8 protein-coding genes are annotated in these 13,884 nt (G+C 48.0%); 7 read left to right on the forward strand and 1 reads right to left on the reverse strand.

Features of this window, described 5'->3' with window-relative positions:
• Positions 1-241 precede the first annotated feature (241 nt).
• Entirely contained in the window at positions 242-799 is a 558-nt protein-coding gene (locus HG66A1_RS18460) for a hypothetical protein (protein ID WP_145187188.1), read from the reverse strand.
• A gap of 1,840 nt (positions 800-2,639) precedes the next feature.
• Here HG66A1_RS18460 and HG66A1_RS18465 point away from each other — a divergent pair.
• From HG66A1_RS18465 to HG66A1_RS18495, 7 genes are all read left to right on the forward strand, one after another.
• The gene (locus tag HG66A1_RS18465; RefSeq protein ID WP_145187191.1) at positions 2,640-4,601 is read left to right on the forward strand and encodes an efflux RND transporter periplasmic adaptor subunit; all 1,962 of its coding nucleotides are present in this window, start codon (positions 2,640-2,642) and stop codon (positions 4,599-4,601) included.
• Positions 4,598-8,119: an efflux RND transporter permease subunit gene (locus HG66A1_RS18470; protein ID WP_145187194.1), complete on the forward strand. Its 3,522-nt coding sequence runs from the start codon at positions 4,598-4,600 to the stop codon at positions 8,117-8,119. The genes HG66A1_RS18465 and HG66A1_RS18470 overlap by 4 nt, the downstream gene beginning before the upstream one ends.
• Before the next feature lie 39 nt (positions 8,120-8,158).
• Positions 8,159-8,629 (forward strand): hypothetical protein, encoded by a 471-nt coding sequence (locus HG66A1_RS18475; RefSeq protein WP_145187196.1) that lies wholly within the window; start codon positions 8,159-8,161, stop codon positions 8,627-8,629.
• Between the two features lie 207 nt (positions 8,630-8,836).
• A complete protein-coding gene (locus HG66A1_RS18480; protein WP_145187199.1) occupies positions 8,837-10,381 on the forward strand; it encodes a PP2C family protein-serine/threonine phosphatase in 1,545 nt (514 codons plus the stop codon).
• Between the two features lie 151 nt (positions 10,382-10,532).
• Entirely contained in the window at positions 10,533-11,957 is a 1,425-nt protein-coding gene (locus HG66A1_RS18485; protein WP_145187202.1) for a TolC family protein, read from the forward strand.
• 291 nt (positions 11,958-12,248) lie between these two features.
• Positions 12,249-12,974: an ion channel gene (locus tag HG66A1_RS18490; RefSeq protein WP_197996666.1), complete on the forward strand. Its 726-nt coding sequence runs from the start codon at positions 12,249-12,251 to the stop codon at positions 12,972-12,974.
• A 271-nt stretch (positions 12,975-13,245) separates the two neighbouring features.
• A complete protein-coding gene (locus tag HG66A1_RS18495) occupies positions 13,246-13,683 on the forward strand; it encodes a hypothetical protein (RefSeq protein WP_145187208.1) in 438 nt (145 codons plus the stop codon).
• Positions 13,684-13,884: the final 201 nt, after the last annotated feature.

Raw genomic sequence — 13,884 nt, forward strand, 5'->3', positions numbered from 1 at the left:
TTCGGCCTTTAGCAGCAATCGCTGGAACGAAGTGCGAGCGGCCTTGCCTCGACTCTGACAAACAAAATCAATGAAATCTTGAATTTCTCATCCGTCTAGATCCGAAGGCACCAAGGAAGAACAGCAACTTCCTTGGTGAATCCCCTCTCGTTTGCAGGTATTCAATTTGTCAAAATATGAAATAATGCTCTCCTTCATTGTCTGTAAGGATCGCCAGTATTGTTGGAGAGATCACAAACACTTACTTTTTTGGTGTGGTTTCCTTCTTACTATTGGCTAGTTCCTTAATTTCGAGTTTACGCATCAGCGCTGCATGCTCAGCCATCGCTTTTTCCAACTCTTTGGTGATGTCACTGCAGCATTTCATCCCAGCAGTTCGATCGAACGTGTCCATCTGGCATTCAGCGTGTAGTTTCTTGTGTTGTGCTGTTGCATTCGTTAGATGGTCTTCAATTACCTTTAAGCTCGCCAGGACTTCTTTATCTCCGGCGTACTCTTTGCGGATCGTGGCGAGTTCCTTTTTCGTAGCGTCGATATTCCGCGCGAGTTCTGTGGACTCTGACCTTGCCAGTTCTGGGTCGATGGTTTGAGCATCACGAGTATAGTAATAGAGGTCACGAGAATAATCTCTCGCGTGATTCATGTTGCGCGATGAACGGAAAGTGCTCGACCCATAGTGAGGCTTTCCCATATATGGGCGCGATCCCGGCGGGGCAAACGCCGACAGATCTTTTGACAATATCGCAGGCGCGACGATAGCAAAACAGATTCCTGCTAATAAGAGACGTGAGTGTTTCATGATCTTCTCCCAAAAATATTTGAAATGTTAAATTGAACGCTATCGCTGGTATTGGATGCGTGATGATACCGGTTTCTTCACGACTTACTTTGAATTTGTAAATATCAGCTTTTTTTAGCTCACTTTGAAGAAATAGTGACCTGGCAACATTGAAATATAACTGCGGGAGAATTGGTCCATTTGGGTTGGCATAATCGACAGAACGAACTTAAAGGGGCCATTCTATTTATGTAATGAATCGCCTCCCCTGATGATGGAAGTGATTGAAATGTAATGAGTTCAGATTCAGATTGGAGATTTTCATCTCACCAGTTTCTGCATCGATTACATGATAGAGATGCAAGCGTAACCTCTATTGACTCTATGTCTGATTATGAAGATACTCCCGCAGTCTACCCAAATCTTTAGCATCTACATTTTTGCGACACATCCTGAAAAGATTGACGATTTCCAGATAGTTCGCCTGTAGTTCATTTCTGTATGGACCGATTTAAATGGATAGAAACTTCCTCGCTGACACAGGGCAGCAGAGAATAAAGGGTTTTTCTTTCATGTGGATGACTAATACAATCACGACTCGCATTTTGATCTGTCTAGCTATGCTGACAGTTCCATTGCAAGATCTACCTGCTGCTTCCTGTAACTGTAGCCTTGGTTGTTCTCTATCGTTCACGAACTGCTGTTGTTTTACGGGTGCACCAATCTGCCATTGTGGAGAGGGTACAGAAATCACGACAGACTCTGCCTCTGGTTGTGAGTCACAGTCAGAAAAAGACGCCTGTTGTATCGAAACTCAGGCTGCAGAACCTGGTTCATGCTCTTGCGGGACAAACTGTCATTGTGGTAAGCAAAGCCAGCCCGTTAGTCCCCTTGTACCGTCATCAGACGCGAAAAATCCTTCCGAAAAATTGGTGAGCCTGTCACAGTTGACGGTGGTGACGACTCTTGTCGATCAGCCACCAAAATTGGGAAAACCTCGCTGTATTTCAGCATCTCTGGTGTCCCTTGATCGCTGCGTATCTCTTTGCCGCTTCACGCTATAGGTTAGTTTTAGCAATATCTTTACGCGCTGCTCACACGTCTGTTTTTTTTCCCTGCGCTATCGTTTCGCAATCAGTAACAAATTTCTGATCGCATTAAACGATGCAAAGTCTTTAAAAATCCAGTATTAGGGTAGACCATGAGAATTGCTCAGCTTAGCGTGAACAGAATTCAGACTTGACTGTCGTAAGTCTGGGCCTTAAAACAAATGAGACTTTCCTTTTGACTGGTGTAGCGATGTTTCCGTTTTCTATTCACTCATTGACTTCCTGTGTGCTGGTGGCAGCAACTCTCTTCGGGGGAATTGTTCCGTTAGCGCAGGCTGGTAGTCATTGTGGTACTGAAGCGTGCTGCTGCTTACCCTTGATTGAAGCGGAATACAGTTGCTGCTCTCAATCATCTCATCAGCTGCAATGCCGATGTTCAGTCGAGAAGGAACTTCCTGCCGCTCCGGATGAAAATCGTAGTTCACATGAACGTGAATCATCCCGGCGCGCAGCCGCACTGGTCGTCACGTTTGCTGTCTGCATGAAACAATCGCAAGCAGACGCTACGTTTGACACCCTGCCATTCTCATTTCGGCCCATTCCTCGCCAGCAAGAGATTCTTTGCCGCTGGCTGATCTGATCTCACGCCTTTGCTGTCTTTGTGCGCGCAGTTTGCCCCTGTTTTACAGTTGTATTAACACGCTCCAGAGTTGATGCGTTTTCGATTCATCAATCCCTGGCCAAAGTAAAACGGACAGACCCCATTTTCCTAAGAGATTACAGTTGGCTGAAACAATTCTGTTGAGGTTGGTATGAATAATTCTAATAAAAGTGAGATCTGCGCTGTAGATAATGCAGCCTCTCAGCGCAAACAGGAGACACGCCATTGGTGGATTCGACTACTGGTACAACCAGCACTGTTTCTGCTGTGTGGGGCACTGTTGATCGCCGGACTGGGAGTCGCCCAGCAGATGGGATTTATTACTGCAGGCGGAGGAGGCCATAGTCACGGTTCTGCTCTCAGCAAAGCCATCAAATATATTTGTCCGATGATGTGCACCCCGCCTCAATCAGAACCCGGCCGGTGTCCGGTGTGTGCAATGGAGCTTGTGCCCGCGACTTCCGATGGCTCGAACTCAGATCCCCGCGCAGTCCACATTGATCCCGCTGCCAGACGGATTGCCAATATTCAAACCGCAACGGTCCAATCACTCCCTCTGACTCATACAATCCATTCCGTGGGTGAATTGGGCTATGACGAAGGCAACCTTAAAACACTGTCTGCCTATGTGGACGGTCGTATTGAACGACTCTATGCCGACTTCACCGGTGTCGAAGTCAAACAGGGAGATCATCTGGCATATATTTACTCGCCCCTGCTTTATTCGAGTCAGGTCGAGCTGCTTCTGGCAAAAAAAGCGTTAAAGCACAGTCGCTCTGCCACACTTCAGCGGGTGATCCAGACTAACGAAAATCTCTATCAGAGTTCGAAACAGAGGTTAGTCGAACTTGGCATGACAATGTCACAGATCGACGAAATCGAAAAAACGGGCACTGCTAATAGCCGAATGCATTTATGTGCCCCCATCAGTGGAACGGTGATCAAAAAACAGGCCATCGAAGGCCAGTATGTCAAAGAAGGTCAGGTCATCTATCAGTTGGCCGATCTTTCGCAGTTGTGGCTGATGCTCGAGCTGTTTCCTGAAGATGCTGCAGCGATCCGTTACGGACAGAAAGTCGAGGCGATTATCCAGTCTCAGCCCGATGAGACCATTTCCGGCCGTGTGGCGTTTATCGATCCTCAGGTCGATCCCCAGACTCGTACGGTGGGTGTGCGGATTGTGATACCGAATCTACAAGGACAGTTACGCGTCGGAGATTATGCACGCGCGACGATCTCCCTTCCTGCGGGAAGCAAAGCAAAGTCAAGCGGCATCTATGATTCCGAGTTAGCGGATTGTTGGATTTGTCCGCGACATCCTCATATTATCGCCAAAGCCTCCGGTAAGTGCCCTCTGTCAGGCCAAGATCTGGTTCCCACGTCGCAGTATGGTTATGTGTCGCAGTCATTTGCTGAGAGTGAAGCGCTCACAGTGCCCCGCGATGCGGTTCTGATGGCGGGCGAACACAGTGTGCTCTATGTCGAAACCAAGCCAGGTCGCTTTGAGATACGCAACGTCGTACTCGGTCCGATCTGTGGTGAGCAGATCGTGATCCTGAAAGGGGTGACACAAGGGGAACAGGTGGCGACCAGGGGGAACTTCCTGATCGATTCGCAGATGCAGTTGGCGGGTAATCCTTCTCTGATTGATCCGACTCGGGCCGAACCGCTGCCGGATGAAGGCCTGTCGGAAACGATGTTGGCCACGCTTTCGAAACTCCCTAAAACAGACCAAAAACTGGTCGAAAATCAACGGATTTGTCCGGTAACCATGATGTATCTAGGTTCGATGGGCGCACCTCCCAAAGTAGACGTGAATGGAGAAACTGTTTTCATCTGTTGTGAAGGCTGCCGCGAAAGTCTTTTGGAACATCCTCAGAAATATCTGGAAATAATCAAAACTGCAGATGCATCGAAGAATCAGTTCGACTCAGGGAATGATATGGAACTCCCCCCCCTGGATATGCCTGAAATCATGGAATTTGACGACAGCCTGCCCCCAATTGATATGCCTATGGACATGGAAATAGAACACGAATCTTTGAAACTGAAACCACCACGGCCCGTCACACCACAAACAGCCGCCGGACAGAATAAGAAGGCTCGACAATGATTCACAGCGTACTCGATTTTTGCCTCCGTCAACGACTCCTGATTGTACTACTGTCCGTTGCTCTGCTCGGTTATGGCTGGTACTCGGCGCAACAGGTTCCCATCGATGCGATTCCCAATGTGGGCGAAAACCAGGTAATCGTGCTCACTGAATGGGCCGGACGGTCTCCGAAAGATGTGGAAGACCAGATTACATATCCACTTTCGATTGCGTTACAGGCGGTACCGGGTTCCAAAAGTGTCCGTGGCAAAAGCATGTTCGGCTTTAGCTTCGTGCAGGTTACGTTTGACGATGATGTCGATTTCTACTGGGCCCGTTCTCGTGTGGCAGAACAACTGACTACAGTCAACGGTTCTCTACCGGAGGGTGTGGTTCCAACACTCGCACCAGATGCCACTGCTTTAGGACAAATATTCTACTATGTGCTTGAGCCGCCAAAAGATATGGATCTGGCTGAGTTGAGATCGAAGCAGGACTTCTTTATTAAGTACGCGCTCCAGTCAGTAGACGGTGTGGCAGAGGTGGCTTCGATTGGCGGCTATGTGAAACAGTATCAGATCGAAGTTGACCCGGATGAACTCCGCTACCATAACATCCCGCTCAGCAAGGTAATTGATTCGGTCAAGGCATCAAACATCGACGTCGGCGCCAAGACCGTCGAGACGGGCGGGATGGAATTCATTGTTCGCGGCAAGGGTTTTATCGGTGCGGATAAAACGGAACAGGAAACCATCGAACAGATCAACAGTACGGTGATCACCGTCAGCAAAGGCGTGCCGATTCGTATCAGCGACGTAGCCCAGGTCCAGACCGGTCCTGCCTTCCGACGCGGTGCCCTGGATTTTAATGGACATGAATCCGTGGGGGGGGTGGTGGTGATGCGCTATGGTGAGAACCCCCGTAAAGTGATCGAGCGTGTTCAGTCCAAAATTGATTCTCTGGAGACGGAGTTGGGTGGAATAAAAATACATGGCGTCTACGATCGGAGTGTCTTGATCGACGAGACGGTTTCCACGCTGACCGAAGCGTTAATTCATGAAACGATCATCACCATCGCGGTTATGGTTCTGTTTCTGCTGCACATCCGCGCCAGCATCATTATTGCCATCACACTGCCCATGGCGGTGCTGATGTCGTTCATTGCCATGAAAACTTTTGGTGTCGATGCCAATATCATGTCGCTGGCAGGTATCGCGATTGCGATCGGCACGATGGTCGATATGGGGATTATCATTCTGGAAAACATCTATGGCAGCCTGTCCGACTGGGAAGCCAACGGTTCTGCGGGTGGTCCCCAGCAGCGGCTGACCGTCATCCGTGATTCAGCCGCTGAGGTGATCCCCGCCGTAATCACCGCCGTCAGTACGACGATCATCAGCTTTCTACCCGTCTTTTTTCTGACCGGCCGTGATCATAGACTGTTCGCTCCACTTGCCTGGACTAAGACGTTCGCGCTGGTGTCCAGCCTGATTGTAGCGGTGATCGTGCTGCCGATGCTCTGTCGGATCTTTCTCCGCAGTTCGCAAATCCCCCGCTGGGGACAACTGGCGGCAGGCGCGGGCGTAGGCTGTCTCACAGCCGCCCTCTGTTGGTTTGTCTGGGGAGACCACATCGCCGAAGGGTCGTCGTTGACCCTGTATGCGGCAACTGTCTTTGCTGCGGTAGCCGGTTTTCTGCTGGGCTGGTGGGTAACGTGCGAGAAAATTCGTTCCATGGAAGAGAATCCCGCCAGTCGTTTTGTGCGGTTTCTGTATGCGGGCCGGCTCAGGATGGCGCTACGGCATAAGCTGCTGATGCTCTCTATCCCCGCGATGATCATGGTTCTGGGGGCAGGCGCCTGGTTGGGCTTGCCGACGGTGTTACGTCCCCTGGAACAGGTCGTCTCGCTACTCGGAGCAGACCTTAACGAGGTGCCCGGCTATGTGGATGCGAAACACTTTTTTACGGGACTGAAGTCGGATGACTGGATTGCCCTGGATGAAGGCAGCTGGTTCTATATGCCCAGCCTGTATCCAGCTGCCAGTTTCTCTCAGACGATGGAGATCTTGCAGGCCCAGGATACGTTGATCAAAGAGATCCCGGAAGTGCAAAATGTACTGGGTAAAATTGGTCGCGCGGAATCTGCACTCGACCCGGCACCAGCGGCAATGGTCGAAACTTATGTCATGCTCAAGCCCCGCGCCGAATGGCGGGAAGGGATAACCGCAAGACAGATCTGGGACGAAATCAACAAAGTGGCTACCCTGCCGGGGGTAACACCGGCTTCACCTCTGCAGCCGATCGAAGGACGTGTCGTCATGCTGCAGAGCGGCATCAAGGCCTCAATGGCGATTCGGGTTTACGGCGACGATTTGGAGGGCTTGTCAAAAGCATCGCTGGCAGTCGCAAAAAACCTGAAGCAGAACCATTATGTCAACGCGGGAACCGTCAATCCCGACATTGTGATGGGCAAGCCTTACTATGAATTCGAAGTCGACCGGGAAGAAGCCGCCCGCTATGGCATGACGACGATGATGGTAAATCAGATCGTGTCTGCCGGGTTAGGAGGAATCGATGTCACTACGACAGTGGAAGGTCGCGAACGCTACCCGATACAGGTCCGTTTTGAACGGAGCGTCCGCAAGGATCTGGATGATTTACGTCAGGTATCCGTGGTGACACACGGCGGAGATATTGTGCCCCTGGAACGTCTGGCAGACGTTACTACGACCTGGGGGCCAGGGGCGATTAACAGCGAAGATGCCCGTCTCGTTGCCCACGTCGCATTCTCTCCTTCAGGTGCTTCTGGGGATCTGGAAACCGTTGATGAGGTGATGTCTGCATTACGGGCTGCTCGGGAAAACGGGACACTGACCTTTCCCGATGGAAATTTCGAGTTACAGGCTGTGGGGTCGTTTCAGAACCAGATCGAAGCCAACCGGCGACTGATGTGGATCATTCCCACAGTACTGCTGGTTAATCTGTTGATTATCTATTTGAGTTTTCAAGATCTGGCCATCGCGGCGATCGTCTTTTCGGGGATTCCGGTGGCCTTTGCCGGTGGAATGATTGCTGTAGCATGGATGGGCGTGGATATGAATACCGCAGTTTGGGTCGGATTTATCGCTCTGTTTGGTATTGCGGTTGACGATGGCGTGGTGATGGCTACCTACATTCAGCAGACACTGAAACGCCGTTCGGTTACCAGCATCGCTGACTTACGCGAAGCCATCTATGAAGCAGGGCTGAAACGCATTCGCCCTTGTGTAATGACGACGTTGACCACGATTTTTGCCCTGCTGCCAGTATTGATTTCGCAGGGGCGCGGGGCAGATGTGGCCCGCGCGATGGCACTGCCTGTGCTGGGTGGCATGCTGGTCGAACCTTTCACTACATTCATCGTCCCTACCATCTATTGTGCATACCTGGAATTCAAAATTAGAGTGGGGCTGCAGGGACACGTGCTCTGTCAGGATCAACAACAGTCTGGATCGCAGAATTCGTCGTTCGATCCAGCACTTACCGGGCCCGTTTCCTAGTCGGGTCTGAATTCGTTTTTTAGTTTTAAGGAGAATATTATGAAATGTATCAAAATGATTTTTGCACTGGCTGTCGTAGCAGGAACCGTAGTCTGTGGGCAGAACCTGTTAGAGGCACAACAACTACAGGCCGATGGAAAGCTAAGTCAACGCGATCAGTTACGTATCAAGGCCCAGCAGATTTGTCCGGTCTCGGGACAGAAACTGGGTAATCATGGTCAGCCAATCAAAGTCAATGTCGGTAAAGAATCTGTTTACCTGTGTTGTAAAGGCTGCTTAAAAAGCAAGGTCGACCCTCAGCACTGGTCGACAATTCATGGCAATTTTGCAAAAGCACAGCACATGTGCCCGGTGATGAAAAAAGAGCTGCCACAGAAACCGAAATGGACCATTGTAGACGGGCGGATAGTTTATGTCTGTTGCCCTCCTTGTACCAAAAAGATCGCTGCAGATCCGGAAACCTATCTGAGCAAGGTCGACGAATTGTATGCCGCGACATTACGTAAGTGAGAGAAGCAATCTTTGCAGGCTTAAGAATACGTTACTTATTTCAGGTCGACTCCTGAGTTGGAACACCTGAGTGATTGAATGTTGCGCTAACAAACGACGCTCAGGTGTTCCATGGATTCTTTTGTAAAAGCACATATAACAAATTCAACTTTTAGCATTTTTATTCTGCTGTCTAATTTCATCATCGAATGAAGAATATTTAACATCATGTCAGCATTATTTACCAGAATAACTGCCATTAAGAATAAACCTCGAACGATCAGGTTTCAGTTACTGCTGTCCGTTAATATCACACTCAGTATCGCACTAATTTGTCTCTTGATATTGCAATATCATAGGGAGATGCAAAATGCGACAGATCAAATGCGAACCGGCTTGAATGATGAATCTATTGCGATTCAGTCCGCCGTTTCACATTTGATACAAGATCATAGTCATGGTGACGTCCAGGGGTATATTGATAGAGTCTGCTCGGAGATGCGAAAGTCGGCTTCTCCCGGTCATCAAATCATAGTTAGCATGCATGGCACTTACCTGAAAGCTGGAAATTCTTCTCCTGAGAGCAGATCAATATTATCTCAATACGATTTTTCAAAACCACAATCGATTCAATGGAACGAATTCAGTCAACACCAGCTTGTCGTCGGACATCAGTCTGGTGAAGAAGCAAGTGTATTTGTAATTGAAACATTAAAAAATGTGCGCCGTGCGATACGAAAGAAGGTTCTAATTCAGCTTGCCGTTCTGGGAATATTAGGATTGTTGGCTGCTGGCATCGTCAATTACGTGCTCTTAAAGATTGTGGGTAGGCCATTAAGTCAATTGTTGAAGACAGTCGAAAATATAACTTCCGGACAATTAGGGGCTGTCGCCCCGTCATTCTCCAGTAGTGAAATCAATCAGCTATCAACGGCCATCAATTCCATGAGTATGTCACTAAATGATAATGACCGCGACCGTCGTTATCAGATGGAGAAGGCACGAAAGATACAACAGTATTTACTACCCCAAGGTGTTCAGATTCCGGGTCTTGAAACAGCACACATTTTTGAACCGGCGGACAGCGTTGCTGGAGATTACTACGATTTTTTACCACTATCGGACGGATCATGGTTAATTTGCATAGCTGATGTAAGTGGTCACGGTGTTCCAGCCGCGATGGGAGCAGCGATGTTGAAATCACTACTATTGGCCGCTTCAGAAAAATCCCCATTCGATCTGATCCGGATAATAAAAGAAGTAAATCGTCAGTTTGCGGCAACGATCCTACCAGGCAATTTTGCTTCAATGTTTCTTGCACGTTGGAAACCTGAATCGCGTGCCTTATCATGGGTCAGTGCAGGTCATCTTCCTGGGATTCTGATAAGAGATTCCGGATCACTCGATTCCCTTAAAAGCACGGGGTTATTAATTGGACTAGATGCAAATGCCGAATGGGAACAATTAGACACCGTTCTGTCACCGGGCGATCGGATCTTACTCTTCAGTGATGGCGTGACAGAATCTGCCAACTCTAAAGGCGATCTCTTCGGGTTAGCACGATTAACATCCTGGTTCTCTCTAGTGAATGAGAGGCCGCTCATTGTCGCTATCATGAAAATCAATGAAGTGATAGCTGAGTGGCGTTGTAATTCTTCGCCGAATGATGACCTGACATTGTTGGCGCTAAAATGTGAATTGGTTCCACATCTGAAAAATTCTGAGCATCAGGCATCCACAGTTTACGAGGAAGTTCAGTCAGTCCCTCAGTAAACAGAACTGGATATTACCTAATCCGAAATATCGTTACGTGCGAATTCGGTTCACTGAAGATTTAGTAGTAATCTCTGTTTCGGTCAAATCAAATTTACCGATGACAACTAATATGTGTCGTTATCGATCATAACACGGGGGGAGGCCAAGGATGGCCATGAAGTATACAGTTCATTTTTTAAGCTTGTTTCTACTATTGAACGGTTGTAAATCTGCGCAGCAGATCCACGACCCCGGGTACGCTCAAGTTTCCCAGGCTGTTCATCAAGCCGCATACTCGCCGACTCAAGAGACAGTCAATCCAGTCGCTGCTGATTTGGAGGGGCCCCATTCGGTTGAAGAATATATTCAGTACGCATTATCTCAAAACCCGGATATCCAGGCTGCCCGAAAACGTGTCGAAGCCAATGCTTATCAAGTCCCTGTTGCTTCAAGCTTGCAAGACCCAAATCTGGGGATGACGTTTTATCCGGAACAGGTCCAGACCGCTGCTGGCCCTCAGGAGTTTGCCTTGAATATATCACAGAAGTTCCCAGCTCGCGGGAAACTGAATGCACAGGGAGAACTGGCTGAATCACAGACAAACGAGACAAGAGCCCAACTGGCAGCAGTCGAACTAGCCACAGTTGCTAAAGTAAAACGAGCCTATTACGAACTCTATTTTATTCAGCAGACTATTAATGTAACTGAGGCAGATAAACAATTATTAGTCGAGATTCGTGACGTAGCTAACGTACGTTACAAGACAGGAAAAGTCAGTCAGCAGGACTTGTTGCGTGCTGAACTGGAAATCTCGAATGTCGAAAATGAATTGATTCGTCTGGAACAAAAGCTAGTGAGTGGTCAGGCAAAACTTGCTCGTTTGTTGCATATTTCACCTCAGACAAAATTACTGGCACTCGAACATATCGAACCGGGATCTCTACCTGCCGACTTAGACTGGCTGCAACGTCAGGCGATAGCCTCTCGTCCTGAGTTGCATGCACAATTAGCAACACTCGAAAAAGACAGGCAAGCTCTAAACTTGGCGCGCCTTGCGTATAAACCGGATGTCACTTTGGGGGCCACCTGGATCGATGTCGGATCTACCGGTGTCAGTCCTGTTGCCAACGGAAACGATTCATTTTTAATCACGGCAGGAATTAACCTGCCGGTTTACAGAAAAAAGTTGGATTCAGCAGTTCGCTCCGCAGAGGCAAAAGCAGTATCAACGGCCCGAACTTATGATTCATTGAAAGACGAAACACTTGAAGAAGTCGCGGACCTATTTGCTCAAGCCAAAAGCCAGCAGGATCTGTTAACTCTGTTCAGTGAAGATATTCTCCCCAAAGCCCGCCAGACACTGGAAGTCTCCAGCCAGGCCTATAACACCGGAGAAGTCGACTTTTTACAGTTGGTGGATAACTGGAGAGAATTGCTGCGGTTTGAGGTGAGTTACCTGCGGCTCGAAGCTTCATTAGGACAATCGCTGGCAGAATTAGAACGAGTCATTGGTGGAATTGATACCCAGGCTTTGCAACCCATACCGGCAGCACCTGAAGCTTTAGATAATTTACCTTTACCTGTAGAACCATAATAGACAAGTTTTTACTGCAATCGAAATATACGAGGTTGCTATTGAAGGAGCTTAAGATGGATAACGCTCAAAAGTGGATGCGCTGGTTCGCAACGCTGGGAGCGATCATGATGACAGGTTGCGCCTCGACTTACCACAGCTATTCTAATTGTGAGATCGACTGCCAGTACTGTGATCCTCCTCCACTAACCTATACCTGCTACGACAATTGTGTATGTCATTCCAGACAAGTCTCAGGCTACTTAGAGAGCCTGCCGCATCAGTATGAATCAGCGGATCATGGGAACGACAATGACGAACCAAGCAATTGACCGGGAAGTACACTATCGATTTGGTAAGTTCTCATATTTACTTTGCTCTATACTGACATTACTGATAGGAACAGCCTTTACAGGTAGCAGTAGAGTCTCTGTGATTTTCTTCTGCCTGTTGTTTTCAGCGGTCCTGCTGACAGCAGTTATCTCAATTTGTCAGCGTCACAAGACATTAGGCATTGGTCTGACGATCGTATTCCTGATGCTGGCTATGAATGTCAGCAGTTTTCTTTTTCACAGTGATTCCCTAACGATCCTCCATAACATTTTGGTGATCATTTTCCTGGCGTTTGTCTTCTACCATGTACTCAGTGCCGTTTTTGATGACAATCAAGTGACATTGGATACAATTATCGGGACGGTCTGTCTCTATTTGCTGGCTGGACTGTTCTGGGCGTACTTATACTCAATGATCATAGTCATTGATCCAGCTGCATTTCGGTATGACCTGGTAAGCTCTACATCCGAAACAGTCACTTTAAGTAACTCAAACTTACAACCATTGATTTATTTATCGTTCGTGACTATGGCGACACTGGGCTATGGAGATATCATTCCTGAATCCGGGCCAGCTCAAACAGCCTGTTATCTTCAGGCTGTCTTTAGCCAGTTCTATTTTGCAATCCTGGTTTCAAGATTAGTTTCGCTATATATCTCGTCGGTATCTCGTGAAAATCAAGATCGCTTAAATAGCCAGTCCTGAATTGCAAAGTCCTGAAATATCAAAACGATAAAATCAGTTGAGCTGAAAACGAATTTCAAGGTTTCTTAATGAATCTATCAGCCTTTGCTGAAACTTTGAAGACTCTTGGAATGTGATCGGACTAAATCAAAATGGGGTAGACAGGGTGTTTTGGATGAGTGAGTCTGGACTTTAGTGATATGAGCGTTAGAATAACTTAAACATTATTGGTTTTTCTACCGAAAATATGGGTATGAATAGAAGAATTTGCTCCCTAATCCTGATGCCGTGGATGCTGCTGACCCAGTCAGTTGCCTTCGGCCACTCTCATGGAAGCAACCTGCCTGCAGGGCATGATTTACGCGCGCATATTCATCTGAATAAATCATCCATTGATGACTCTCACGGCCACGTTCATCACTATGAGGCTGATAAACACAGCCACCAGGATGACCACCATAAGAGCTCTGAAAATCAGGGCTTTCCACAGTTTACTAGTTCATCTGATCACGATTCCTCTGCGATCTATCTTAATAGTATTGATGTGATCTCAGGTACGCGTTCAACTCTTAAGACGGAAATCAAAGTCCTGTTTCAATGGGACATCATCGGATGCAATTCATCTTTTGAATTTCCGCAACTCACAGAAACCGAACGATCGGTATTTGACTGCGCGCCCCCTGATTCTAGTTCCCCGCTCTTTGTCCGCCACCATGCTTATTTAATATAAGCATAGAACTCTTCGCAGACAGTATCACAAAATTAGGTTGGTACGTCCTGCTCTCTGCTTTTGGCGTTGACTAATTTCGCGATTCTTCTCAGGACAAATCCTGAATGATTTGCGGAGAATTCTGTCGATTCGACCCTTTGTTTATGGTCGGACTATCTCTCTGTTCATTTTTTCAAATCTTCGCATGATGCGAAGGAGGTC

Origin of the sequence: Gimesia chilikensis, assembly GCF_007744075.1 — a bacterium.
Classification (GTDB): domain Bacteria; phylum Planctomycetota; class Planctomycetia; order Planctomycetales; family Planctomycetaceae; genus Gimesia; species Gimesia chilikensis_A.